The organism is Nocardiopsis terrae, from assembly GCF_014651695.1.
GTDB classification, from domain to species: domain Bacteria; phylum Actinomycetota; class Actinomycetes; order Streptosporangiales; family Streptosporangiaceae; genus Nocardiopsis; species Nocardiopsis terrae.
This window is the reverse complement of record NZ_BMXJ01000001.1, coordinates 762,881-788,446: the sequence shown is the minus strand read 5'-3', so window position 1 is coordinate 788,446 and position 25,566 is coordinate 762,881. Positions and strand designations below refer to the sequence as shown.

The following is a 25,566-nucleotide window of genomic DNA, read 5'->3' as shown; positions in this document are numbered from 1 at the left end:
GACAGGCTCATCGACACTGAAGAACAAATACGTTCCAAAGCGCCCGCAGATAATAACAGCAGCATGGTTCTTTATCTAAGGAATGTTCACATAGTGGGATCGAACCGCTTTACCTGCGATCATCCACCTCTGCGCTCCGAAAACCATCCGCTTCCTCCTCGTGTTCCGTGTCATGTGCCGGGACCCCACGCATCGACCGCAGAGGGGACAGCAACAGCGGTAACCAGCAGAACGCGCACAGCCCGGCACCGACCCACAACGCGGCCCTGGCCCCTTGGAACTCCGCGAGGGTGCCTGCCCATGCGGCGCTGATCGCCAAGCTTCCGGTGAGCAGGAAGCGCATGGTCGCCGTCATCCTCCCCAGCAAATGGTCGGGCGTGATCTGCTGGCGCAGACTGATCTGAACGACGTTGTGCACTCCGATCCCGAACTGGCTCAGCGCCCACCCCGCGGACGCGACCCAGAAGAGAGGACCGGTGTCAAGGAGGGGAACGGCCAAGGTACCCGCACCCACACCGAGACCCACGATCCAAAGGCAGCGGCCGTGCCCGAGCCAACCAGCGATCATCTGTGCGCTCAGCGAACCCGCGAGGATTCCGACGCCTCCCACCATGAAGAACAGGCCGACCCTCCCTTCAGGCAGGCCCAGCTCCGTCACGACCATCACCGGCACCATGACGATGATGGCGTTCAAACCCAGGTTGGTGATGACCGACGACATCGCGATCGGCCGCAGAAGCCGATGTGTGACCACGTAACGGACCCCATGCCCGATATCCCTGAGTAGGCGTGCGTCCGGCCTTCGCTCCGGGCGCGGCTCTCGGTAACGGAGCATGAGGAGGGCCAACGCCGAGCTGACCAGGGCGAACGCGTTGCACAACACCACAAGCGTCGCGCCAAGGGCCTGAACGAGATACCCGCCCGCACCGCGCCCGGCGATGCCCGCTGTGGACGACGCGCTTGTCAGCGCCGCGTTGGCCCGGACCAGATCGCGCTGATCGATGAGCAACGGCAGGTAGCTCTGCTGGGCCACCCGCGTGAAGACCGTGGTCACTCCTCCCAGTAGTACGCAGGCGTACAACTGCCAGAGAGTGAGAACTCCGAAGAACCAAGCCATCGGAACCGAGAGGAGCACGAGTCCATGGCACAGGTTTCCCACGACCAGGATCGAGCGGCGCCGTGTCCTGTCTACCCAGATCCCGGCGGGCAGTCCGATGAGGAGAAAGGCGGCCGTTGACAGCACCCCGAGCACCCCGACCTGACCCGGAGAGGCCTGGAGGAGTGTGATGGCGAGCAGCGGCACAGCGATCGCACCCATCTCGGTGCTGGTGTCCGCAAGGGCGCGTGAGGTGAAGAACCACCGAAAGTCGCGGTTGTGAAAGGGCCCCGGGCGGAGTCGGGTGCGTGGGGAAGGGGAATCCGAGGTGGAGGCGGACACAGATGGTCTCCTGCCGTGGGTGTCTCAGCGCGGTCTGCCATGTCAGTACCGGGGCGCGGCCGACGCCACGGAAGGACGGGCGCGGATGGTGACGGAGTCGGCCGCGCGCTCGGCGTTGGCGCTGGCCTCGGCCGGGTCCCCGCCCGTGGCGATCACGTAGCCGACGCGGTCCCAGGAGCTCGTGGTGTCATGGACGGTGTCGCCCTCGGTGACGCTGACCCGGAAGTCATGTGTGCCCGGCATCGCCCCCAGGCCGTCGACGCCTTCGATCTCCTCAACCACTCCCGGGGAAGCCCTGAGAAAGCGGATGGCCGCCCCCGTGCAGGCTCGCCGGGGTCCGGACGCCGACCCGCCCTCCAGGAGCGCGACCAAGTCCCGCAGGAGGGACCCCCCGTAGGCGAGGTCGATGAGGGTGGTGATGCGGTCACCGGGTGGCCTACCCGCGCATTCGACCAGGTAGGGGCTGTCGCCTCCGGCAAGGATCCACTCGGCGTGCAGTACACCGGAACGGAACCCCGTCGCCGCGACGAGTTGTTCCATTCGCCGGGTCAAGGAGGCGATCACATGCCGAGGGACAAGAGCAGGAACCGTGTGCCCCAGTTCCACCGGGTACCGGAAGTCCTGTACGGCCTTGGCCGTCACGTTGGTGAACCCGACCGTGCCCTCGTCGACGAGTACCTCGACGCTGACCTCCGGTCCGTCGACTCGCTCCTCCACCATGAACCGCGGAATATTGGCGTAGTCCGCTCGCATCGAGGCCTCGTTGGCCGTCGTGGTGTGCTCCCACGCCTCCCGCGTGTCCTCTCCGACCTCGAGGAAGCGAACCCCCAGACTCGCCTGGCGGTTCGCCGGTTTGAGGACGCAGGGAACCCCCAGGGAGTCGGCGAAACCCCGTACCTCCTCCGGTCCGCACACCTCGGTCCACCTCGGCTGGGGGATACCGGCCCGGTCCGCCGCGGTGCGCAACGCGATCTTGTCCCGTAGGTTCCTGGCCGCTGAGAGCGAGGCACCGGGAAGCCGCCAGGCGTCGGCGAGCGCCGCGGTGGCCACGACCCCGTACTCCACGGAGGGGATGACGGCGCGTACGTTCCCGGGGCGGAGGACACTTTCCACGAACCGCTCAGGAAAGCTCTCGTCCTGGCAGGGAGCGGGCAGAAGCAGTGCGGCGCTGGGATGTCTGGATATCTTCGCCGACACCCTGCGGGCAGTGATGACCTCTGGTTCCTCAAGGACCAGCACGGATTCCTCGGGCAGAAAGGCGTCCAGGTCGTCGAGCACGTTCTTGCTGTAGCCGACGAGCACGTGGGTCACGGAATCGGGGCAGAGGTGGGGAGATGTCTTCAGGGACATGTCAACCTTCGGGAGAGCTGGCGGGAATACGGAGGAGGGGAACGAAAGGATCGCGACGCCTACGGCGCCTTCGCGTCGGCGAGGGAGTGGAGCGCGGTGTTGACCTCATCGGCGATACTCGCGTCCGATGCGGTGAAATGCACCTCAATGTTCGGAGACCCGTTCTCCGCGGGTGAGAGCACCTCGAACACGCCTGGCGTTTCCGTGACTTCTTCGGCCAGCCCGAACCGGTCGGGGAGGTGGGTCCAGGCGAGGAGCCGCCCCGGGTGGGGCCGATTGAAGATGCCCCCTCCCTCCCCGAGTACCGCCCCGAGGAAGCCCTCCCAAAGGTTGAGTCCGAAGGCGTGCTCCCACATGCGGGGGACTCCGAGACCCGCGGGTCGGGTGGTCACCTCACCGATCACGTGCCCGTCCGGCGTTGCGAACACCTCCAGATGGGTGATGCCGTCGCGTAGGCGCAGGGCACGTACCACCTTCCGGTGCAGCTCCAGGATGCGTTGGGAGGCAGTGCTCCCAGAAGCGACCAGGTGGCTTCCCTGCAGGTTTCCGGGCGCATCCAAGGGCGGGTCGAAGTACCGGGACACCGCGGCGGAGACGATCTCTCCCCCGTGGACGAGCCCATCGCAGTGGTACTCGTCAAGCACCCGGAGCTGTTCCTCGACCAGGACGGGCACGCCACGTGCGGCCAGATCGTCGAGAGCACCGGACCGCAGCTTCACGGCGAAGTTCCGAGAAGAGGACAACCGGTGGGTGGAACGCGAACCGGAGCCGAAGACGGGTTTGACCACCACGGGCCAACCGATGCGCTCGGCCGCGGACGGGATGTCCGCCACGGTTGCGACCTGGCTGAAGTCAGCTGTGGGTAGCCCGGCCGTTCGCAGCCGGTCCTTCATCGCCCGTTTGTGTGACGTCCACAGCGCCTGGTCGAACGACAGCCCGGGCACACCGAGCAGGGAGCGAATCAGGGAGGCCGCGACGATGCTCTTCTCCGTGGCAGCGACGACGTGGTCGACCGGACCGGAGGCCGCCAGCTCGTACGCGGCGGTCCCGACCTGGGTCAGATCCTCGAAGTTCTCGACGACGGCCGTTTCGAGCCCCTCGTGGAAGGAGACGTAACGTTCCCGGGTCAGGACCCGGACCCGCACGTCGGAGCGGCGCGTCAGGGCACGCAGGACCTCGGGTTTGTCGGAGTTGAGCAGGAGTACGTGGCGGGTCATGGGGTTCCTCCGACACGGTGGTGGGTGAGGGACAATGCCTCCTCGTCCATCACCGCCCAGGCGGGAGCGGGTCCGCGGACGGAACCGACGTTGACGATGTGCCGAACATCGGGAGATAGGTGCGTTTCCACCCCGAAACGGAAGGGGACGCGTTCGGAACGGACACCGTCGGGGTCGGCGTGCAAGCGGTGCACCACGCTTCGGTGGTGGTGCCCGTGGACGAGCAGCGTTCGCAGAGCGGACTCGGCCACCGGAGACCACAGGCCCGGCTCCGGTTGGTGCCAGGACAGCGTGTGGCCGTGGCAGAACGAGGCCGAGGAAGTACGGCGTTCGAGCGGTGCGTGTATGAGTGGCCGGGCCCAGTCCGGCAACGCGCCCCCGGGGATGAGCGAGGCGATCCGCTCCTCCTGGTTGCCTCGCACGTGGGCGGCTCCCTCCAGCAGGGCCGCCACCTCCGGGTCCGGGTCGAAGACCTCGGAGACACCGCCGAACACGTGGGACGTGACGTCCCGTTTGCTCACCAGGCACTCGAACACGTCACCCAGGCACAGGAGCCCGTCGACCCCCTGACGTTCGACCTGGTGGACCACGGCGCGCAGCGCCGTGACGTCACCGTGGATGTCGGTCACGATGGCATAGCGCACGGCTCGGCCTCCTCAGCCCTGTCCGGAACCGTCCCTATGCGAACCAGGGCCGCGGCCCGCTCGCAGACCCGGGCCGCCTCGGCCGCGTCGGCACCCTCCGCCAGCACGTACCCGGAACGGTCCTCTGAGCGGCGGACGGACTTCACACGGTCTCCGGGACCGACGTCCACGGACACGGTCGTCCGGCTGTCCTCGAACCGGGGCAGCTCGACCGAGCGCACCAGGCCCGGTGCCGGGGTGAGGAAGCGGACGGCCGCACCACCGTGTGCGGGGGGAGGCTCGGTGAGCGGGGGAAGAAGGCCGAGCGCGGCGCCCACGGTCAACCGGACGAGGTCCACGCCGTGGGCCCGGCGGACGAGCTCACGGATCTTGTCGCCGCCGATCCGGTTGTGGGACTCGATGATTCTGGGGCCGGCGACAGTGATACGGAGTTCGGTGTGGGAAGGCCCCTCACGCAGCCCGACCAGGTCCAGGAAATCCCGCACCAGGTTCACGGCACGGTCCACCTCCTCCGCCGCCAAGGAACTGGGAACCGTGTGCCCGGCCTCGACCAGGTTTCCCAGAAGGTGCTTGTCCGTGGTCGTCACGGCCACGTGCCGGCCCTCGTGGGAGAAGCACTCGACACTGATCTCGGGCCCGGCCAGGTACTCCTCGGCGACAGGGTCGCCACCGCCCTCGTCGGTGAACCGCCGCCAGGCGTCCTCGGCCTCCCCCGGCAGGTCCACACGAAGTACCGCGTGGCTTCCGGCACCGGTGGCCGGTTTGAGGACCACGGGTCCGTCGACCTCGCCGAGGAAGGCGGCCAGGTCGGCGGAGGAGGATACCGGTCGGGCACGAACCGGACTGAGCCCTCGAGCGTTGAGCAGGTCGCGCATTCTCCGTTTGTCCTTGAGCAGCCTCACCGCACGGCTCGGATTCCCGGGGACTCCGAGCCGGTCACCGACGACGGCCGCGGGAAGGAGGCCGTTCTCGGTCAGGGACAGCACACGTGCGAACCGCCTCACGCGGTGGAACGGCTCCAGGGCGGCGTGGAGCGCCTCGTGGTCACTGAGTTCGGCGACGGCCACGGCGCTCTCGACCCTCTCGAGGACCTGTGGTGCGGGCGCGGCCCCGGCGTGAACGAGAACGACGTCCACGCCGAGGTCGTGGGCCGCGCGGACAAGGGAAGCGGTCCCGCTGACCACCGCGACCACGGGGCGGTGACCGGGAGTCACTCCGTACCCTCCGAATGCTTCCCGGGCGCCATCGGGTCCTCGGGCGGGGGCCCGCCCGGCTCGGCGAACCGTTCCTGAAGGTAGGCGATGATCTCGGCGTTCTCCCTGAGTCTGCCGGGCAGTACCGTAGCCCCGTCGACCAGGGCGGGAATGTACTTGCTCTCGGTCACACGGATGAGCTCGTGCCGCTCATCGCGAGGCTTGGGCACGTTGACATTGACGTAGGAGACCTGGAGGCGGGTGAGCAGCTCCCGGACCGGTCGGCAGTCGGGGCAGGTCTCACGCTGGAACAGGACAAGCATCAGGCGTTCGCCTCCTGGTGGGTACGGATGACCTCGCCCACTCCGGAACCGGGAGAGAACCGGTGGCCGAGCTCGAGCAGGGACATCTCGACGGCGGCGATGATCGCGCACAGGTCCAACGGGTCGGTTGCCCCCACGTGGCCGACTCTGATGAGCTTGCCCTTCAGGTGGGCCTGGCCACCGGTCATGGTCACGCCGTGGCGGTTGGAGAGGGTCTTCAACAACCGGGAGGTGTCGATCCCCTCAGGAGCGAGGGCGGAGGTGACGACATTGCCGCGCCGGTGCGGCTCCCGCACGAAGGGCACGAACCCCAGCGCGGTCAGGGCGTGTTCGGTCGCCTGACCGAGCAGGGCGTGGCGCTCGCGGAAGGCGGGCATTCCCTCCTCCGTGAGGAGCCTCAAGGACTCGCTGAGGCCTTGGACGAGGGAGACCGCCGGGGACGACGACGACATCGGATAGAAGCGCCGGAGCCTCTGGAAGGACCAGTAATAGTGCGGCCCTGACGCGCGTTCCACCGCCGCCCAGGCGCGGTCCGACACCGAGACGAACGCCAGACCGGGGGGAAGCATGAAGCCCTTGTGCGAAGCCGCTAGCACGACGTCGAGTCCCCACGCGTCGGCCTCCATCGTGTGCACCAGCAACCCACTGATCGCGTCCACGACCACGACCACGTCCGTGTCACGGAACAGGCGCCCGATGGCCTCGACGTCGTTGAGCACTCCTGTGGAGGTCTCGCTGTGGACGACCAGGACACCCTTGACCTCGGGGTGTCGGGCGTAGGAGGCGGCGACCCGTTCCGGGTCCGCGCTCGTGCCCCACTCGCTTTCGACGACGTGCGGGACGAGGCCATAGGCAAGGGCGATGTCCCGGAACCGTTCACCGAAGTACCCGTTGGAGACCACCAGGACCTCGTCGCCGGGTGAGAAACAGTTAGCGACGGCCGCCTCCATGGCGCCGGTTCCGGATGAAGCAATGGTGTACACGGGACGGGTGGTACCGAACAGGGGAGGCAGTCCGCTATTGACCTCGTGGAGGAGTTCCTCCATCTGTGTCGAGCGATGATGGACGATCTCTCGCGCACCGGCCAGCAACAACCTCTGCGGGACTTCGGTGGGACCGGGGGTCGCCAGGCGTTGTCTCATCGGGATTCTCCCTTCCTCGCGTGAGGAGCGTCGATCAGCACCTTGCGGGGGGCCGCCTTGAGGTCGAAGTCGAAGAGCACCACGCGGTGTGAGGGTGACATGTCCAGCGCGTTCTCACGGAAGGGGACCAGTACGCTCGTTCCCAGGAGTGACGACTTCAGGTGGGAGAATCCGTTGGCGTCACCGGTGGTCAATTCGTGCAGGTAACGGACCTCGTCATGCGGGGCGAGGCGTTCGAGTGCGTGGAGCAGGTCCTGGGCGGTTCCGGGTTCGTAGCGCATGACGGTCAGGCCCACGGTGCTCCCGCGTGCGAACACGCCCACGAGCCCGTCTCCTGTTCCCCGCTCCCGTAGCCGCTCAGCGATCGTGTCGGTGAGATCGTAGTGTGAGTTCAGTCCCGTGCTGGGGACCTCCAGCTCGATCATCCGCCCGCTCCCCTCACGATCAGTGCGGGTGTCCCCTCGGGGGTGAGGTCCCCCGGACCCCGCAGGGTCCAGGCAGGGTGCCCCGCCAGCTCCCGCACGATTCGCTCGCGTGTTCGCGCGTGTGCGGCGCGTCCGTCGTCGATGAACCGGTGCCACCCCGAGTTGGCGCCGTCGAAGGCGGATTCGACGTTGTCCGCGAGTACGGCCGCGTGAGCGTCGTCGCCGTCCTGGTAGGGCTCCAACACAGTGGACCCGGCAGGGCCGATCGCGGGATGCACGACGGCGGCGATCGGGACTCGGAGGCCCCGAGGTGCGTTGGGGAAGCGCTCCCGGAAACGCCGGGGATCGACCGCGAACTTGCCGGTGGGAGAGAAGGCGTGATCAGCAGGAGGCGTGTAGTTATCGCCGATACCGGCGATCTCACGCAGCCCCGGGTACTTGGCGATGGTGCCGTAGCCCAGGTGCGGGTAGTCGGGCCAGCCCGCGGCCAGTACCGTCCCGTCCGCCTCGAGGCGCAGCACGGTCTTGTCCCCGCTCATCACCTGATGGCCGAACCGCTCCACCAGCTCCAGCAGGATCGTGCTCTTGCCCGCGCCCTTGGCCCCGGTGACGAGGACGGCGCCCCCGTCCCGATGGGCGCAGGTGGCGTGCAGTACGGCGGCGCCCCGGTTCTCCTGGTCCTTCAGGAACAGGTCACGAAGTAGTTCGATGAGGTCCAGCGCCCCTGAAGGACCCATTGCCACGTCGATCCTCCCGGCCTGGCGGTCGAAGGCGAAGAGGGTTCCGGTCCTGGTGCAGTGGACGTACTCCCGGCCTGCCTCGCTGGTCCGCCGGGCGGGGATGGTGAAGAAGTCGCTTGCGCTCTTGCGCACGTGGATCGGCTCCCACGCGGCCTCATCCGACGGCGAGTGCCGCGCGGATGGCTTGGCTGCCACGTACAGGGTGGCCAACGGAGGCGGGGCGTCGGTCTCCTCGGACAAGGGTTCCACCAGGAGGTGCGTCTCCAGGAAGCGCAGTGCCTCCTCCACATGAGCGCCTGGTTCGGAGCGTATGTCCAGCGCGGTGTCGAGAAACGAGAGGCGCAGCGTTCCGGCCAGTGTCGGTACCGTCACCGCTCCACCTCCGCGAGTTCACGGCCAGCGGCCTCGTAGTGGCTCTGCCTGTCCAGCATCTGGTGCACGCCCTGGAGGTCGAAGACTTCCTTGAGCGGAGCTATGTCGGGCTCCACGTGGAGGGTCGTCCCGTCCTGGAGGATACGACGCAGAGTCCCGCGCATCGCGTGGATGGAGCTGCGCAAGGAGTGGTTGGCGTAGATCGCCATGGCGAAGCCGCGCTGACGAAGTTCCGCCACCGTCACCCTGTGGTAGGTGGTCGGCACGACGACCACTGGCAGATCGCCGTCGTAGGCCTCCCGGAAGGCGAACACCTCGTCCGGCTCGGAGAGCTTGGAGTGGATCAGCAATGCGTCCGCGCCCGCCCTTTCATAGATCTCGGCACGCCTCAGTGCCTCGTCCATGCCTTGGCCGGAGATCAGGGCCTCCAGTCTGGCGATGACGACGAGTTCCTCACGGCATTCGGTGGCCGCGCGGATCTTTCCGGCGAAGTCGTCGATGGGCGCCAGTTCCTGATCGCCTTCGACGAAGCTGTTGAGTTTGGGGAACTGCTTGTCCTCGATGCAGACACCGGCGACGCCCCGGGCCTCGTACGAACGGATCATGTGCAGGACGTTGTTGACGTTGCCGAACCCCGAGTCACAGTCCGCGAGTACGGGAACCGACAGGGCCGCGGCCATGTCCGTGGCCGCCCGCAGGCAGTCCGGCATGCTGAGGATGTTGGCGTCGGGCAGGCCCGCGGCAGCGGAGATCTCCAGGCCGCTCGACCAGATCACGTCGAATCCGGCTTCCTCCGCCAAACGGGCGCTCAAAGGGTTGTGGGCGCCCATCGCCCGGGTCAGCTGGGGTCCCCGGAGCGCGTCGAGCAGACGCCGCGCGGGGGAGGCTGTGTTCTTCTGGCTCATGCGGGACTCTCTTCGCTCATGTTCTGGCACACGCGCTCCACAACCTCGTCCGTCACCTTGCGCGGCCGGATGGCTCCGAGGGCGCGGCCCACCCTCCACGGGTCCAGGCCATGGGCGGCGCTGATCCGATCGACGCGGTCCTGGTAGTAGAAGTGGTGATCGTTGAGACCGGCGGCGATCTCCACGCGACGGACGGCCATCGGCCTCGGCAGTACCCGCTCGGCCACGTATTCCGAGGCCTCGCACACCTGCTCCGGCAGGACGTCGGTCGCGTACCTGGGCCAGGAGGAGAGGATGGCGGCGGCCTGCTCCGTCGCGAGGTTGCCCGCACCCCGAGCCATGGCGCACAGTGAGGCGTCGAGCCAGGTGGCTCCTGTGTCGAGCGCCGCGAGCGCGTTGGCGGCCGCGAGGCCGAGGTTGTTGTGTGTGTGCACGCCGACCGGAATGTCGAGCTCGTGCAGCAGCACGTCCACCCGCTCCCGGAGGCTGTCGGGGTTCAGGGCGCCGAAGGAGTCCGCGACGTACATGACGTCGGGCGGCGTGGAGGCCAGTTCCCTGGCGATCTCACGTAGCCGCGGCACGTCGACGTAGCTGACCGCCATCAGATTCACGCTGACCCGCAGTCCCATGGAGCGTACGGCGTTCATGTAAGCGGGGATCTGACCCATGTTCCACGGGTAGGCGGCGAGGCGCACCATGCTGACGGGGCTGTCAGGCAGGTCCTCCATGGCCAGGACAGGGCACACGGACGGTACGACCATGACGGCCAGCTCCGCGTGCTTGGTGACCGGCAATGCCGCCAGGTACTCGGGGGAACAGTGCGCGGAGGCTCCCGCTGTGGGGCTGTGACGACTTCCCGAACCTCCCCGGTATCCGACCTCGATGACGTCGACTTCTGCGGAGTCGAGTGTGCTCACAATGGTCTGGACGTCAGCCGCGGTGAAGCGCCAGTCGTTCTGGTTGCCGCCATCGCGGAGTGTGCAGTCCAGCAGAGTGGGTTTCAGCATCGAACGGCTTCCTCTCCCTGGAGAGGGCGGGCGGCGAGGCCACGGCGGAACCGGGCCACGAGCTGCTGCGGCGTGAGTTCGACCCGTCGCCCGGGTCTCCTCGAGCGCGGCTCACAGCGCACGTGCAGAAGGGCGGGGGAACCGGTCAGGTCGATGCCGCGGAGTTCCTCCAGCGTCGAGACCGCGTGCGCGGCGGTGTAGCCGGAGGCGAGGGCGAGGGCGACGGGGTCACCGAGGGGTGAGGTGCGCTGGCCGCCGGTGCTCTCGTGCGCGGCGTTGTCGAGAACGACGTGTACGAGGTTTGGCCGCTGCCCCGCGATCATCGGTAGGCAGCCCGGGTTCATGGCGAAGGAGCCGTCCCCGTCGAGGACGATCACCTGACGCTCGGGTCGGGCCAGTGCGATACCCAGGCCCACCGGAGCGGCCATACCCATGGAGCCGACCAGGTAGAAGTTGCCGTCCCGGTCGGCAGCCCCATACGCATCACGGGTGATGAACCCGCACGTCGTCACGCAGACGGCGGATGGCGCGCCCGACAGGAGGACGTGGATGGCTTCGCGTATGTCGAGCACGCTCAGACCCCCTCACGGACGATGAGCACCGAGGTCCTGCGTCCATCGTCGTGGTCCTTCAGACACGCCTCGACCGATGCCCGGGGATTCTCCGGGTCGAGAACGGTCCAGGCCAGGCCGAAGACATCCAGGAGATTGGTCAGTTCTCGTCCGATCACATCGTGCTCGACGGCATCGTTCCCACCATGGCCCCGCCAGCTGACGATAAGCGGCATGTGAACGTCGTATATGAGGTTGAAGGAGGTGAGGACGTTGAGGGAGTAGCCGAGACCGGAGTTCTGCATCATGACGACCGGACGTTCCCCGGCCACGGCCAGCCCGGAAGCCACGCCGAGTGCGGAGTCCTCACGTGGTGCTGGGACATAGCGGGCGGGCGTTGACGCGTCCTCCAGGATTCGGAACAGGCCCTTGAGAAGCGAGCACGGAACCCCCGTAAAACTCCTGAATCCAGCCTCGAAGAACCCCTCGACAACCTCTTGCGCGACATTCTTAGAATCCAGCAACTGCCCCCCCGGTAAGTCCGCGGTTAAATTCATGACCATAATTCAGAATCACCAAACAAAGCACAGCTCCTAGTTCCATCCCGTGTCGTCGGGAAAGATGCTGATCTGCCTCGGAGTCTCCAGGGGGAAAGCGCCTTCGGCCTCGCCCCCGTGCGGGAGGTCCGAAGAATTGGAATCTACATGCTGACTGGATGCAAAAATCGCCAGAACAGCAGCAATAAGAAAAGTGTTCAGCCCACGCCTCAAGTCCAACCACCCATTTTTGTGAATATTTTCCAAGGGCACGGCACTGGGCCCATCCGGGATTGATGTTTTCACCAGGAGAGCGGAATGGGCAAGGCTCCCATAGTGTCCTGTTAATGCATGGCATGATGCGGACACCGCAGTCGCGACCGTGGAAGGGCGGGCTGACTCACGCCCGATCCGGCCCACCGAAAGGATCACGTGAGCTTATGGTCGCAACGGGACCCTGGCCACATGCAGGCCACGCCAGCACGGCGGCAGTGACATTTGAGGTGGGTGTTGCTGATGTGAGGACAGAAGCGTGCCATGGAATATGCACGTCCGACCGACTCAGAGCATCGTCCACGGCATGTAGGAGTGTCGGGCGCCCGCTGCCGCCCGACTCGAGGCCGCAAGGGAATCACAAAGTGTGATCGGGTGCATGCAAATTGCATTTATTCAGACTGGTCGGCGGTAGTGACAGGACGGGGACATGAACACGTACGCGGTCCGCACCCGAAAAGGGGGGCGAGGTCTCCAGTCATACGTAGGCGGACCCGGACCGGGCGGGGGTCGATCAAGTGCGACTCAGCACCGCGTTCTCTGGCGCCTTCCCCGAGGGCCATGTCCACCTGGGATGTTTCATCGAGGCGGAGGGCGATCCTGTCGAGGAAACGGATCAGCTGTGGTGGGGATGTGCGAGCGCCGTTTGCCCGCGTAGCGTTCGGCCCATTCCTGGACGGAGGCCACCGCGGGTCCTCCGGTGCCATCACCGGCTCGGTGGCCGGATCCAGCCCCACCCCCTCCAAGTGCGTCAACGAAGCTTCCGTGCGCCTGCCGGGGCGTACTCGTTTTGTTTCTCTCCGGTCCCTGTGCCAGGGTCCGTCGCAGCCTGATCAGATGCTTTGTTTCATGGCGAGAAGACCTGCCCGGAGAAGAACACATGCCGCACGGCACCGACGCACCGACCCCGCGCCGCACCTCTGCGGAGGAGGTACCGCTCCGACTCAGCGGAGTCAGCTACACGGTCGCAGGCCGCCTGCTGCTGGACGAGGCGGAACTGAGTGCCCGCCGCGGCACCTCGACCGTGGTCACCGGTTCCAGCGGCAGCGGCAAGAGCACCCTGCTGGCCTGCGTCATGGGCCTGGCGGCGCCCGACTCGGGCAGCATCCGCGTCGCCGGACGCGAGATCACCCGGATGCGCCGCAGGGAAATGGCCGCGGTGCGCAGCCGTGACATCGGCATGGTGTTCCAGGACGGTGAGCTGCTGCCCGAGCTCACCCCCGTGGACAACGTCGCCCTGGCCGGGCTGCTCGCCGGGCTCGGCGCCGAGGAGGCCGTGCAGCGGGCCCGCGCCCTGCTCGCCGACCTGGACGTCACCACCGCGGCCGAGTCCACCGGCGAACTCTCCGGTGGTGAGCACCAGCGCACCGCCGTGGCCCGGGCCCTGATCACCGAGCCCTCGCTGCTGTTGGCGGACGAGCCGACCGGTGCGCTGGACCCCGACAACCGCGACAAGGTCGCCGACCTGCTGTTCGCCCTGCCCGCCCAGCGCGGCTGCGCTCTGGTGGTGGTCACCCACGACCGGGACCTGTCCGAGCGCAGCGACCACCTGTTCCACCTGCGGGGAGGGCGCCTGAGCGAGGTGGGGCGATGAGCCGCGACAGCGCCCCGAGCCTGACCGGACAGCTGCTGAGACTGGGGCGGGCCCGCACCGGCGGGGTGTCCCAGCGCACCCGCCAGGCCGTGCTCGCCACCGCCACGGCCGCGCTCACGGCGGTGCTGCTGGGCCTGGCCGTGATCGCGGCGACCTTCGACGGACGCGACCTGCGCGACGCCATGCGCCAGCCCGTCCTCACCGCCTCGCCCGAGCAGGCCACGGCCTGGTGGGGTGAGAACTCCGACAGCGTCGGGCGGTGGCAGCACTCGGTGGTCTACCTCGACCCCGTCGATCCCGCCGCAGCCCCTCCGCCGGGTCTGGACTCCTGGCCCGGTCCGGGACAGGTCTACCTGTCTCCCGCGCTGGCGGACGCCGGCCCCGGTGTCCGGGACCGTTACGGGGAGCACGCCGGGACCATCGGTCCCCAGGGGCTGCTTTCCCCCACCGAGCGCCTGGCCTATGTGGGCCTGGCCGAGGACGCAGCGGTCCCCGACGGCTGGATGCATTCGATCACCGGGTTCGGCCCGCAGGGCTACTACCTCTTCGGTGAGAAGATGACGCTCACCCCCGCGGCCCAGGACCTCATGATCGGCGTCTACCTGGCGTTCGTGGTCCTGCCCGCGGCCGGGCTGTTCGTCGTGGCCGCGCGGTTCGCCGCGGCAGGCCGCGACCGCCGCGCCGCCCTGCTGACCGCGCTGGGCGCACGCACCCGCCACCAGTTCCTCGTCGGCCTCTCCTCCTGCCTGCCGGCGATCCTGACCGGAACCGCCCTCGGCACCCTGGCGGTCGTCCCCGTGCTGGCGGCCGACGTGACGGTGCCCGGCATCGACTACACCGTGCGCACCGCCGACGTCCGGCGGATGTGGTGGGTCCTGTCGGTCGCCGTGGCCGTCGCGGCTGCCTCGGCCGCGTTGGGCTACGCCGCCCTGCACGCCCGCCGGGCCCAACGCGGCACCACCCGGCCGCGCCCGGCCACCGACCGCATCGCGACCTGGAAGATCGCCCTGTTCGCCCTGTTCGCCACCGTTGCTTCGGCCTCCGCCCTCATCCCGGCGGGCAGCCCCTGGACGATACCCGTCTACGCCGTCGGGCTCATCGGGGCCCTGGCCTTCGCGCCCTCGGCGCTGGCGGCCCTGCTGGCCCGGGTCGGCGCCGCGGTGGCCCACCGGGGCCTGCGCACCGGCCGCCCCTCCTGGATCGTGGCCGGGCGCTGGTGCCAGCACCGCCCCGGGGTCCTGGCCCGCCTGGTCGCCCCGGTGGTCATCGGCGTGGTCACCCTGGTCAACATGCACTACTTCCTCGCCTCGGAGACCCTGACCTCGGTGCAGGCCCGTCAGGCCGACGAACGCCTCGCCGACAGCGCCCTGCGGGTATCGGCGCACGACCTGACCGCCCGGCGCGTCACCGAGGCGGCCCGGGCCCTGCCCGAGCGGGCACACCTCATGGCCGTCGACACCGCCGACGAGGGAGAAGGGCCCACCGTGCTGCGGGCCCCCTGCCCGACCCTGCGCTCCCTGCGGTTGGACTGCCCCGAACAGCCCGCCCCGGTGGAGTCGGGAACCGGCGACATCCGCTTCACCACACTCGTCAACTGGCAGATCAACAGCGACGTGCGGTTCCAGGCATCCCCGGCCCCGCCCGCCGAGGGAAGCGTGGAGCAACTGGCGGTGCTCTCCCCGATGGAGGACCCCCTCACCCTCGCCGAGGTCCGCGACACCCTCCAGCCCGTCCTGGGGCCCACCGCCCAGGTCGACCGGCTGGTCTCACCGGAGATGACCCCGGCCAACGCGCGCCTGTCCCAGTGGGGTGCGCTCCTGGGCGGTTACGGGCTGGCTCTGTTGGCCGTTGCCAGTCTGATCAGCGCGGGCGGTCACATCGCGGAGGCGGTGCGCTCCACGGCCCCGTTGAGCGTGCTCACCGGTCGGCGCCGCTGGCACCTCGGCATCGCCTTGGGATTCATCACCGCTCCCATGGCGCTCGCGGCGGTCCTGTCGGCGGCGCTGAGCCTGCCGCTGGGCACGGTCATCCAGCAGAACCGCCAGGTCCCGGTCGCCCCGCCCGACACCCTGGCCGCCATCACCCTGGGCGCGGTCGTCCTGGCGCTCGCCGCCGGACTGGTAGCGGGGACGGCCTCGGCCCGGGCGGCCGCGACATGGCGCCCCGGCAGGTACTGAGAGACCGGGCACGCAGGAGCGGACCGCGATCACCACACGGGTCTCCACGCCCGTGGAGGGCGGTGACCGGTGCGCGGAAACAGGCGGCCCCGTCGGCTTGCCGACAGGTCGACGGGCGCCCCGCGAGTCCCTCTGCGAGTACTCCTCCCGCACGCGTTCGCGCAGGCCAAGGGGGACAGGACGGCCGGCACCGCGTACGCGGAACCAGCCGTCGGCAACGTGCGCCCCTGAGCCGCGGAGGTCCGGGTCAGTCGTAACCGTCGGGGTTGCGCGACTGCCAGCGCCAGGCGTCCTCGCACGCCTGGGAGACGTCGCGCTCGGCACGCCAGCTCAGCTCGTGGTTGGCCCTGCTCGGGTCCGCGAAGCAGGTGGCGATGTCCCCGTCCCGGCGCGGACCCACCCGGAAGGGGACAGGGGTACCGCAGGCCCGCTCGAAAGCGCGGACCGCCTCCAGCACGGAGGTGCCCCTGCCGGTGCCCAGGTTGTAGACCCTCAGGCCCTCCCGGGCCCCCAGGTGGTCGAGCGCCGCCACGTGTCCCCGGGCGAGGTCCACCACGTGCAGGTAGTCCCGCACCCCTGTGCCGTCCGGGGTGTCGTAGTCGTCCCCGTGCACCGTGAGCTCGGCCAGCCGCCCCGCCGCGACCTTGGAGACGTAGGGGAACAGGTTGTTGGGGATGTCGTTGGGGTCCTCGCCGATCAGCCCGCTGGGATGGGCCCCGACCGGGTTGAAGTAGCGCAGCAGGGTGATCCGCCAGTCCGGGGAGGCGGCCGCCAGGTCCTCCAGGACGCGTTCACCGAAGAGCTTGGTCGCGCCGTAGGGGTTGGTCGCCCGCAGCGCGCCGGACTCGGTGATCGGCACGCTCTCCGGGTCGCCGTAGACGGTCGCCGAGGAGCTGAACACCAGGTCGCGGACCCCGGCCCCGTGCATCACCTCGGTGAGGGTGAGCAGCGCGTCCAGGTTGTTGCGGTAGTACCGCAGGGGCTGGGCCACCGACTCCCCGACGGCCTTGAGTCCAGCGAAGTGCACGACGGCGTCGATGGCGTACCCGCCGAAGACCTCCTCGACGACGCGGTGGTCCGTACAGTCCCCCACGACGAACGGGACCCGTCGGCCCGTGATCCTCCCGACCCGGCGGACGGCCTCCCCGCTGCTGTTGACGAGGTTGTCGAGCACGACCACCTCATGGCCCCGTCCCAACAGCTCGACCGCCGTGTGCGAACCGATGTACCCGGCCCCTCCGGTCAGTAGAATCCGCACGATCCCGGTCCTTCCCGCACCCGTGGGGCGGCACCGCCGTGGTGCCCGCCCCGTCGTTCCACTCTGCCTCCCCCACCCTCACAGGAGCGGGCCGAAGACCTGTTCCACGACCCGGGAGGCCGCCTTGCCGTCGTCCAGGGGGCAGAACTGGTCCACGAAGGCCCCGTACCGGTCCTCGTGCGCCTTCCGCACGCGGTCGACGTCCCGGACCGCGTCGATGACCTCGTCGGAGGTGCGCAGCAGCGGACCGGGGGCGGTCCGCTCGAAGTCGAAGTAGAACCCGCGCAGACTGTCCCGGTACTCCTCCAGGTCGTAGGTGAAGAAGAGCATGGGACGGCCGGTGTTGGCGAAGTCGAACATCAGCGACGAGTAGTCGGTGACGAGGACGTCCGTGACCAGGAACAGCTCCTGGATCTCGGGGTAGGCGGACACGTCGAAGACGAAGTCCGTGCCCGCGTTCGGCACCCGGTCGACGATGTTGGGATGCCTGCGGAACAGCAGTACGTGGTCGTCGCCCAGGGCGTCGTACAGCCGCTTGAGGTCCAGGTGCAGGTCCAGCTTGTACTTGCCGGCCGAGTAGAACTTGTCGTCCCGCCAGGTCGGCGCGTACAGGATGACCTTCTTACCCTCCGGCAGCCCCAGGCGCTCGCGGACCCTCTCCGCCAACGCCTCGCGCCCGGGACGGTGGAAGATGTCGTTGCGCGGGTAGCCGGTCTCCAGGATCTCGTTCTCGAACCCGAAGGCCCTGCGCAGGATCGGGGTTGCCCAGGGGCTCGGGGAGACGAGGTAGTCCCACTGGCCGGTCTCACGCCTGAGCCGGTCGTGGTAGTCGCGGCTGGCGAACCGGACGTGCTCGATGTCCAGGCCGATGCGTTTGAGCATCGATCCGTGCCAGGTCTGTACCACCTTCTGGCCCGGCTGCTTCTCGAACCACATGGGCAGGTGGGTGTTGGAGACGATGTACTCCGAGCGCGCCAGCGCCTCGAAGTACTCCCGGCTCGTGTGCCTGATCTCCGTCAGCCCCGGGGGCAGGGTCAGTTGGCGGTTGCGCGCCAGCCACGACATCGGCGCGTCCACGCCGCGGCGGCTGAGTTCCTCGTACATGTCCCGCGGGCTGTCGGAGAACTGTTTGCCGGTGTAACTGTCGAAGACGATGCCGGACCGCACCGGCTTCTCGCGCAGCCTCGGGTAGGTCTGCTCGCGCAGGATCTGCTGCGCGTAGGACCCCTGTTCCTCCGGGCGCAGCACCGAGCCGAACCGCAGGACCGGCCATGCCCTGCTGTCCGGTCTGACCTCCAGGTCGAAGCCGCCCTCCTGCGGAGCGGGGAACGCGGCCGTGCGCAGCTCCCGGGAGAAGCCGATCCTGCGGTCGTCCCACTCGTCGTCCCCGCGGTCGATCCGCAGCAGGAAGCGGTAGTCGCCGGGGCCGAGGGGGACACTCGTGCCGAAGTTGGGGACCGCGGTGGGCTGGACGGAGGCCGTGAACCGTTCACCGCTGGTCTCCAGCGGGAAGAGGTGCTCCTCCATCCGGCCGATGGCCTTGACCACCAGGGAGAGGCCGTTCGAGTGGGCCTCGGGGAAGTCGCCGCGGAGGTTGAGGGTGTAACCGTCCCAGGCGACGTCGGTGAGCAGGGGTTGGGGCCGCTCAACCCTGAGTCTGGTCCGTCCGGCGAAGTCCGGGACCACCCGCACGTTCAGGCCGGCGTGGGGGTGGCGGTCCTCGGGGCCGCCGTCGGCGAACGGAACCCATCCGGAACGCCCCGCGCCGTCCCTGACGTGGACCGACCACTCCTCGTGGGGGTCGCTTCCGGGGATCGCGGTCCTGTCCTGGTGCCCGTCCGTGAGGTCGGCGAGGTCTACGAGCAGGCGCGCGGTCGAGCCGTCCGTCTCCGTCCGCACCGGGACCTCGCTCCCGCCCGGGAGACGCCGGACGCAGGCGTCCAGGTCCTTCACCGGGGGCCCTGTCATCCGCCCGTCGAGGACCAGGGAGGCCCCCTCGGCCCGGGACCCGTCGAGGACGAGCACCGGACACTCGACGGTCAGGCGCAGTTCGTGGTCGTCCACCCAGTGCGGGCGCGCCCAGACCCCTGGCCGGACCTGCTCGGAGCCGACCATCCGCACCTCGGCCGCGGCCGGGTTCGTCAGCCGCTCCACCCGGCGGAAGCCCCGGTTGACCACGGACAGTTCCACGTGCCAGTCACCGTCGTCCACCAGTGCTGAGGGGTCGATGACGATCCGGTAGCCGCCCCAGTCCGTGCGGGACGTGGTCGTCTTCGGGGAGAGGCGGAACTCGTTGGCCTGGTGCGTGGTCGTGTTCAGACGCACCCTCCCGCCGGTTCCGGGGTTGACCGCCCAGGCCCTCACCTGCTGCTGGAGACGCTTGTTGGGGCGCAGGTACTTCAGGCAGATCCGCCCGCTGACGACCAGCTTGCCGTCGGCCCAGGCGAGCCCCTCCGTCTTCTGGCGGAGCCTGAGCTCGGACCGTACCCGGTAGACCGAGCGGGGGACGCCCTGCTTCGGGTCGTCCTTGAAGGGATAGTCCGCGTAGTAGCGGAGCCCGTGCCGAACGGCCTTGGCCTTCCTCCTCTCCGCGCTCTTGCTGAAGACGACGGCCTCCCGGAGCTGGTCGGTCCTCTCCTTCCGGATCAGGTACCACTTCAGCCGCTCGATGGCGGGAAGGTCGCGCAGTACCCTCTCGTCCACCGTGTCCAGGTAGGTGTTGCCGAGCCTGACGAGGCGCTCGGTGAACGCTTCGTCAGCGTGGTCCAGCACCTCCAGGAAGGTACGCAGGTCATTGCCGAGGGCGGCTCCGTCCCAGCGCCGTTTCTGCAGCGGGGGGAGGTTCTTCGTGATGAAGTCGCTGACCGCGGTGACAGCGGTGAAGCGGTCCTCCAGGGCTTGGGGGCGTAACCGGTCCTGGGTGATGGACCTGTCGTCGCTGGGGCGCTCGCGCCAGAGGTAGACGGGGTCCGAGAGCACGTCTACGGCCTCGGCGAGGAAGTGCAGGGGGATGACCACGGACTCGTCCTCGTACAGGACGCCCACGGGGAAGGTCAGGCCGTGCCTGTCCCAGAAGGAGCGCCGCCAGACCTTGTTGGTGGCCAGCCGGTCCACCAGGAGCGTGTCCTCGCGCGTGATGTGGGTGCGGGTCCTCGCGGTACGGAAGATCCTGCGGTGCATGGGCGACTGGCGCGTGCCCAGCTCGCTGAGGCGGTGCACGTTGCCCGACGAGAAGTCCGACCCGCTGCGCCTCAGGCTCTCCACGTGGTGGCCGAAGGCGTAGGGCGGGATCACGTCGTCACTGTCCACGAAGGTGATGAACTCGCCCCCGGCGTGTCGCAGGCCCGTGTTGCGGGCCGCGCCCAAACCGCCGTTCTCCTGTTGGACGAGTCTGAACCGGGGGTCCTCCTCGGCGTACCGGGCCGCGATCGACGTGCTCCCGTCCGGAGAGCCGTCGTCCACCATGACTACCTCCAGATCCTTCCAGGTCTGCACCCGGAGGGACCGCAGGCACTCGTCGAGGTACCTCTCGACGTTGTAGATCGGAACGATGGCGCTGAGCGCTACCACTGGTGACTCCAAATGCTCGGTGGAACGCACGCGTCCGGCACACGGTGGGACCACGGTGCGTGCTACTGCTCCCGAGGGAACGGGGGACGGACTGTCGGGGGTTCGGCATGCGTCTCGTCCACGGGTGACCGCTGAATCGGGGGGATAGGTATGGAAATATACGACAGAGATTAACCCATGATCCATGAGTCGTATATATCGCTATTGTCTGGTGGTGATATAGGGGAAGATCAAAAAGAAAAAGGACGCCTTATTCGATCGAAGGTTTACATGAAGAAAGCATGAATTCGCCTCCGAAGGCGCCGGATCATGCGGGGCGACAGCCTGAACCCGCGTCTGAGTAGCAGATCTGATGGCCCTCGACAAGGACGTGCAACCCGCTCGAAGACCCCTTGGCCACAATGGGACAGAATGGGCTGGGGTACATCTCATCCATGTGCTCTGCGCATGTCGGCTCTCCGCCTGTACTCATATCCCCATGCGCTGCCCGGTATTCAGGACTCGGGGTTTCGGCGAGGAGAAACCGACCTCGCTCCGTGAAGGCGCTCTTCCGTTGACGGTGTTTCCGGTGATGACGACGTCCATGACCGGTTACGGGAACCCGGCGGGGTCGCCCCAGCCGGACGGCCGGGCGTCGTCGTCCTCGGCGTCGGTGATCGCGGCGACCGCCACTCCGCCGGAGCACTCCGTGAAGCTGTCGGCGTGCACGGCCGACCGGTTCCAGACGTAGGCGTGCACCCCCTCACGGGTGCAGCCCTCGAAGCAGCAGTCCAGCACCTGCACCCCGCTCGGGCGCGTCCCCGGGTCGTGCCACACGTGTCCGGGGCGCCGCGAGCCCTGATCCGGAATCCATCCGTCGCCCAGGTACGCCACGGGGCGCGCACCGCAGGCCGCAGATCAGCGGCCATGTGTTCAGGGGAACGCGTTTTCGCATTTCACGGCCGTGCGTCCACGCAGCTTTGCGGGTCAGCGGTTTGCCCCCATGCCCGAAATCCGGCCCCGGAAGTCGCTGACACCGGTGGGACAGGTCGTCTCCCGGGCGGGGCCGCGTGGTCCGGCAGCGCTCACCGCTCCTTGAAGTACCGGAACAGGTGTCTCTCCCGGACACCCGCCAGAGCCAGGGCCGCACCGGCCAGGCACGCCGGTACCGCCGCCACGAGCCCGGGGCCGCTCACCGCGAGGACGGCGCCGGGTTCACCCGGGTTGCCCGCATGGGAGGCCAGGACGAGGGCGCATCCGGCCAGCACCAGCCCCGACGTCGACCACACCCCGGTTTCCAGGAGGGCCGTCACCAGCTGGGAGCGTCGGGACTGGCCCACGTGCAGGGCACTCGCGAACTCCAGCCGGCGCAGCCGGACCGAGACGAAGCCCAACAGCAGCCCGGCCAGGGCCGTGGCGGGCGGCACGAAGCGGGTGATGCGGTCGCTGAACTCGGCAGCGCCGTCGAAGGTCTCGCCGAGGCTCGCGTTGAGCTGACCGGTGGTGAGGGCCGTATCCGCGGGGGAGTCGGCCGCCACTGCGGAGAGCAGTAGCTCCTGCGTACTCTCCGAGGGCGGCCACACCCGGGCCCAGCACTCGTCGAAGGGGTCGGTGTCCGCTGAGGGGACCAGGGCCGCGTACCCGGGGCGCACGTCCCGGCCGTCATCGGGGTAGGGGAAGGTGCCCGCCACGGTGAGCGCCCCCTCCGCGGTGCCGAGGCTCTGGCCCGGCGTGGCCTCCAGCGTCCGCGCGGTCTCCTCGGAGAGCCACACGCCCTCCGCCGTCACCGTCTCCACTCCGAGGACGGCCGCGAGCCCCGGGGTCACCGTGTAGGCCGGGAGGGGGTTGTCGGGCATCGCGTCCAACCGGAGCGCCGCGCGTTCGCGCAACGCACCGGCGCCGCCCACCCCCGGCACACCGGAGAGCGCGTCGCAGGACGATCCGTTCACGCTTGACTCGGCACTGAGCACCCGCACGGACGCTCCGGAGGCCACGAACTCGGCGGCGCGCTGTTCCAGCGCGACGATGTTCCGGGCGTCCGCCACCGCCAGTGCCCCGCACACTACGGCGAGGCCCAGTCCGAACACCGCGGCCCGGCTTGTGCCGGTGGCGAGGTTGCGCCATGCCTCGGACAGGATCGCGGACGGTCTCACGCGTACTCTTCCAGGTCAACGATGCGGGTACAGGCTCTTCGGGTGCCCGGGTCGTGGGTGGCCACGACCACGATGGCGCCCTCCGCGGCCACTCGGCCGAGTGAGGCGTTGACGCTCCGGGCGGTTCGGAGGTCGAGTTGCGCGGTGGGCTCGTCGACCAGGAGCAGGTCCGGCGCCGAGCACAGTGCGCGGGCGAGCATCAGCCGCTGGGCCTCGCCGCCGGACAGTTCCCGGTAGGGGCGCGAGGCGAGTCCGCCCAGGTGGAAGTCGGCCATGGCGGCGAGTGCGCGCTCCTGCGCATCGCCGCGGGCGTGACCGCGGGCCAGCAGCGGCAGGGCGACGTGGTCCAGCGCGGTGCGTCCCGGAACGCCGTGGGGGTTCTGGAAGATCCAGCCCGTCCGCCGCACTCCCTCGGACCGCACGGTGCCCTCCACGGGCGGAGACCACCCGGCGAGGACGGACATCAGTGTGGACTTGCCGCATCCGGAGGGGCCGCACAGCCCGGTGACCTCTCCCGGCCGCAGGTCCAGGTCCAGGCCGGAGAAGAGCCAGGACGTCCCGGGGAACCGGTGACCGAGACCTGTGGCCATTACGCGGGCCCCGCCGGTCACGATTCCGTTCCCCGACAGGTCCGTGCCCCGGTCCCCCCGAGGTCCACGTGACCGGGCAGTGTCGCCGGGTCCCCGCCCCCGGCCGGGACGACCAGGGTCGAGCCGATGGTGGAGCCGACGATGTCGACCGCGTGGGTGCGTCCTTCGGATACCAGGCATCCGGTGCCGTCGCTGTTTCCGGCGAGCGCTCCGGGAGGGACCCTGAGAACCTCCACCGGTTCGGCGAGGGCGAGGCTGCCCATGACCAGGGTCTCGTCTCCCCCACGGGCAGCACGGGCCTCCGCGGTGTCGGACAGTTCCCGGAGGAAGTCCGGGTCGTCACCCCGCCCGTCGGCGTCGACCGGGCCGGTGACGCCGCCGACCGTCAGAACGCGTTCGCCGTCGACGCGCGTGGTGAACGGGGATTCGACGGTCACCCCCGCCAGGGCCCCGGGAACCGTCGCGAAGAGGGAGCCGGCGCCCACGGTACTGCCGAGCGGTGCGTGGCACTCTCCCACCACGGCCTCCGCAGCGGGTATCCACAGGGTGTCCGCCAACGACATCCGACCGTCCGGGCGGGACAGTCCGCCGTCCCGCTGGAAGGCGCGCACGGCGCTGGCGGTCCCCTCGCCGTAGGTGCCGTCCTCGGCCGTACCGTGGCCGAGCCGGTTGAGTTCGCCCTGCAGCGCGGTCACGTCCGGGCCGCGATCGCCCTGCGACAGGTCGCGGTGGAGGGGAGCGGATGTCGCCAGGGCCAGGACCGGTTCGCCGTCGATTTCGGCGGCAGCCTCACCGGACACCAGTGTCGCCCCGGTCGTGCACTCCGTGGCCGTCACCCGGCCCCCGCGGCCCACCTCCAGGTCGAGATCGGGGCCTGCCTCCAGGCCCACCTCCACACTGTGCTCGTCGGAGAAGCTCTCCACGGACGAGGGCGCGGAGTCCGCGGCCCCGCCGGAGGCCAGGTTGGCGGGTGGCTCCGCGGGGCGGAGCAGGAAGCCCGCTGTGCCTGCGGCCGCGACCAGTACCAGGGCCGTCAGCGGAGCGCCTCCGTTGGGGCGGAACCGCACTCTGCCCCTTCTCACGTCTGCGCGGAGATCGCGAAGCCGGAACTGTAGAAGCAGTCGTCCACGGCCTCGTCGGCCAGGTCGAAGGGGGCGCTTCGCATGCCGTCCTCCATGTCGCGGTCGAAGTCGGCCATGGAGTAGTCGGCCTCGATGTGCCCCTGTTCGTAGAGGCACTGGATGACCGCGGCCCTGGAGTCCGCCAGCATGTGCGGGTTGCCGATCTGTAGCGCGTACATCGACTCGATCCGCATGATGGTCCCGTCGGCGCATTCGGCGTTGGCGTCCATGGCCGTGGCCATGGAGTCCTCGCTGTCACCGCTCCCGGTCTCGACGAGTCGGTAGAGGCCGCTGGGCATCTTCCGGTACGTCTCCTGGAGGCCGGCGGCTTCGGCGCATTCCTGGTACCGGTTGAAGGCCTCCTCGTAGTCCTGTTGGGTCAGGCCGCCGTTCTCCACGGCGCGGTCGAGGGTTTCGCGTTCGAAGTCGGTGGTGGAACGTTCCTTCGCCGCCTCGAGGAGTTCGGTGAGGCTCTCGTCCATGGTCCCGGCCGCCTGCGCGGCCTCCGACATCCCCTCCGGCGACTCCTGCGCTCCGCAGCCGGCCAACACGAGAACCGTGAGGAGGGCGCTGGCTCCGGCTTTCCTGTGCAATGGGTTTCCTTCCGAAGGCCGCGACTGCCTGAGGCGGTTCCCCGGGCAGCCGCGACGGGGGGTCAGCGGAACGAGTAGTCCGCGAAGCGGGGGGTCGCTCCGCGGCTGCTGGCTGCGTAGGCGGTCGTGCTCACCTGATGCCAGCCGGTGGATTCGGAAGCGCTCCCATGGTAGGCCCAGGAACGCCCCTCCGCGGTGCAGCCGCTGGTGGATGTGCTGGCGCGCGCATAGGAGAGGGTGACGTCCCGGGTGCCGCGTACACACGCCTGCGCGGGGTCTGCCGCGGCCAGGTCCACGAGGCCGAGGGAGGCAGCCGCGGTCAGGGCGAAGAGCCCGGCCAGGACCGGCCGGCGTGTGCCTTTCCGTGCGGATGCTTCTTTCGGTCTGATCATCTTCATCGCTTTTCCGTGGGAGG

23 protein-coding genes are annotated in these 25,566 nt (G+C 68.9%); 2 read left to right on the top strand and 21 right to left on the bottom strand.

The genetic code is table 11. From position 1 onward, the window contains the following. Window positions 1-109: 109 nt before the first annotated feature. Genes IE195_RS03590 through IE195_RS03530 form a run of 13 tightly spaced genes read right to left on the bottom strand, consistent with a single transcriptional unit; the run spans window position 110 to window position 11,831 of the window. The gene (locus tag IE195_RS03590; RefSeq protein WP_191267900.1) at window positions 110-1,438 is read right to left on the bottom strand and encodes an MFS transporter; all 1,329 of its coding nucleotides are present in this window, start codon (window positions 1,436-1,438) and stop codon (window positions 110-112) included. A 42-nt stretch (window positions 1,439-1,480) separates the two neighbouring features. Then, window positions 1,481-2,788: an ATP-grasp domain-containing protein gene (locus tag IE195_RS03585; RefSeq protein ID WP_191267899.1), complete on the bottom strand. Its 1,308-nt coding sequence runs from the start codon at window positions 2,786-2,788 to the stop codon at window positions 1,481-1,483. A 59-nt stretch (window positions 2,789-2,847) separates the two neighbouring features. Then, window positions 2,848-4,005, bottom strand: a complete 1,158-nt coding sequence (locus IE195_RS03580) for an ATP-grasp domain-containing protein (protein ID WP_191267898.1) — start codon at window positions 4,003-4,005, stop codon at window positions 2,848-2,850. After that, window positions 4,002-4,649 carry a metallophosphoesterase family protein gene (locus tag IE195_RS03575; protein ID WP_191267897.1) on the bottom strand — a complete coding sequence of 216 codons (648 nt, stop codon included), beginning with the start codon at window positions 4,647-4,649 and terminating at the stop codon, window positions 4,002-4,004. Before IE195_RS03575 ends, IE195_RS03580 begins: the two co-directional genes overlap by 4 nt. Next, complete coding sequence (locus IE195_RS03570; RefSeq protein WP_191267896.1) at window positions 4,631-5,863, bottom strand: ATP-grasp domain-containing protein; 1,233 nt, start codon at window positions 5,861-5,863, stop codon at window positions 4,631-4,633. The genes IE195_RS03575 and IE195_RS03570 overlap by 19 nt, the downstream gene beginning before the upstream one ends. Further along, window positions 5,860-6,165: a glutaredoxin domain-containing protein gene (locus IE195_RS03565; RefSeq protein WP_191267895.1), complete on the bottom strand. Its 306-nt coding sequence runs from the start codon at window positions 6,163-6,165 to the stop codon at window positions 5,860-5,862. Before IE195_RS03565 ends, IE195_RS03570 begins: the two co-directional genes overlap by 4 nt. Beyond that, window positions 6,165-7,307 (bottom strand): pyridoxal-phosphate-dependent aminotransferase family protein, encoded by a 1,143-nt coding sequence (locus IE195_RS03560; protein ID WP_191267894.1) that lies wholly within the window; start codon window positions 7,305-7,307, stop codon window positions 6,165-6,167. Before IE195_RS03560 ends, IE195_RS03565 begins: the two co-directional genes overlap by 1 nt. Next, entirely contained in the window at window positions 7,304-7,732 is a 429-nt protein-coding gene (locus IE195_RS03555; RefSeq protein WP_191267893.1) for a YjbQ family protein, read from the bottom strand. The genes IE195_RS03560 and IE195_RS03555 overlap by 4 nt, the downstream gene beginning before the upstream one ends. Continuing rightward, a complete protein-coding gene (locus tag IE195_RS03550) occupies window positions 7,729-8,844 on the bottom strand; it encodes a phosphoenolpyruvate carboxykinase (ATP) (protein WP_191267892.1) in 1,116 nt (371 codons plus the stop codon). The genes IE195_RS03555 and IE195_RS03550 overlap by 4 nt, the downstream gene beginning before the upstream one ends. Then, window positions 8,841-9,749: an isocitrate lyase/phosphoenolpyruvate mutase family protein gene (locus IE195_RS03545; protein ID WP_191267891.1), complete on the bottom strand. Its 909-nt coding sequence runs from the start codon at window positions 9,747-9,749 to the stop codon at window positions 8,841-8,843. Before IE195_RS03545 ends, IE195_RS03550 begins: the two co-directional genes overlap by 4 nt. After that, window positions 9,746-10,756, bottom strand: a complete 1,011-nt coding sequence (locus IE195_RS03540) for a hydroxymethylglutaryl-CoA lyase-like TIM-barrel protein (RefSeq protein ID WP_191267890.1) — start codon at window positions 10,754-10,756, stop codon at window positions 9,746-9,748. Before IE195_RS03540 ends, IE195_RS03545 begins: the two co-directional genes overlap by 4 nt. Continuing rightward, complete coding sequence (locus IE195_RS03535) at window positions 10,750-11,328, bottom strand: thiamine pyrophosphate-dependent enzyme (protein WP_191267889.1); 579 nt, start codon at window positions 11,326-11,328, stop codon at window positions 10,750-10,752. Before IE195_RS03535 ends, IE195_RS03540 begins: the two co-directional genes overlap by 7 nt. 2 nt (window positions 11,329-11,330) lie before the next feature. Further along, a complete protein-coding gene (locus tag IE195_RS03530) occupies window positions 11,331-11,831 on the bottom strand; it encodes a thiamine pyrophosphate-binding protein (RefSeq protein WP_225942586.1) in 501 nt (166 codons plus the stop codon). 1,165 nt (window positions 11,832-12,996) lie between these two features. Between IE195_RS03530 and IE195_RS03525 the strand changes: the two genes are divergently transcribed. After that, window positions 12,997-13,710: an ABC transporter ATP-binding protein gene (locus tag IE195_RS03525; RefSeq protein ID WP_191267888.1), complete on the top strand. Its 714-nt coding sequence runs from the start codon at window positions 12,997-12,999 to the stop codon at window positions 13,708-13,710. Next, the gene (locus IE195_RS03520) at window positions 13,707-15,887 is read left to right on the top strand and encodes a hypothetical protein (protein ID WP_225942585.1); all 2,181 of its coding nucleotides are present in this window, start codon (window positions 13,707-13,709) and stop codon (window positions 15,885-15,887) included. The genes IE195_RS03525 and IE195_RS03520 overlap by 4 nt, the downstream gene beginning before the upstream one ends. A 247-nt stretch (window positions 15,888-16,134) precedes the next feature. Here IE195_RS03520 and galE read toward each other — a convergent pair whose 3' ends face one another. The 8 genes from galE to IE195_RS03480 all read right to left on the bottom strand — a co-directional run bounded on the left by galE (window position 16,135) and on the right by IE195_RS03480 (window position 25,543). Further along, window positions 16,135-17,145, bottom strand: a complete 1,011-nt coding sequence (gene galE, locus IE195_RS03515) for a UDP-glucose 4-epimerase GalE (protein WP_191267887.1) — start codon at window positions 17,143-17,145, stop codon at window positions 16,135-16,137. A gap of 78 nt (window positions 17,146-17,223) precedes the next feature. Further along, window positions 17,224-20,715 (bottom strand): bifunctional glycosyltransferase/CDP-glycerol:glycerophosphate glycerophosphotransferase, encoded by a 3,492-nt coding sequence (locus tag IE195_RS03510; protein WP_191267886.1) that lies wholly within the window; start codon window positions 20,713-20,715, stop codon window positions 17,224-17,226. A gap of 591 nt (window positions 20,716-21,306) precedes the next feature. Further along, window positions 21,307-21,588, bottom strand: a complete 282-nt coding sequence (locus IE195_RS03505) for a hypothetical protein (protein WP_191267885.1) — start codon at window positions 21,586-21,588, stop codon at window positions 21,307-21,309. 191 nt (window positions 21,589-21,779) lie between these two features. Continuing rightward, complete coding sequence (locus IE195_RS03500; RefSeq protein ID WP_191267884.1) at window positions 21,780-22,847, bottom strand: hypothetical protein; 1,068 nt, start codon at window positions 22,845-22,847, stop codon at window positions 21,780-21,782. Continuing rightward, the gene (locus IE195_RS03495; protein ID WP_191267883.1) at window positions 22,844-23,437 is read right to left on the bottom strand and encodes an ATP-binding cassette domain-containing protein; all 594 of its coding nucleotides are present in this window, start codon (window positions 23,435-23,437) and stop codon (window positions 22,844-22,846) included. Before IE195_RS03495 ends, IE195_RS03500 begins: the two co-directional genes overlap by 4 nt. 17 nt (window positions 23,438-23,454) lie before the next feature. Further along, the gene (locus tag IE195_RS03490) at window positions 23,455-24,504 is read right to left on the bottom strand and encodes a peptidoglycan-binding domain-containing protein (RefSeq protein ID WP_191267882.1); all 1,050 of its coding nucleotides are present in this window, start codon (window positions 24,502-24,504) and stop codon (window positions 23,455-23,457) included. An 11-nt stretch (window positions 24,505-24,515) separates the two neighbouring features. After that, on the bottom strand, window positions 24,516-25,151 hold the full coding sequence (locus tag IE195_RS03485; RefSeq protein WP_191267881.1) for a hypothetical protein: 636 nt from the start codon (window positions 25,149-25,151) through the stop codon (window positions 24,516-24,518). Window positions 25,152-25,213: 62 nt separating this feature from the next. Further along, on the bottom strand, window positions 25,214-25,543 hold the full coding sequence (locus tag IE195_RS03480) for a hypothetical protein (RefSeq protein ID WP_191267880.1): 330 nt from the start codon (window positions 25,541-25,543) through the stop codon (window positions 25,214-25,216). Window positions 25,544-25,566 lie beyond the last annotated feature (23 nt).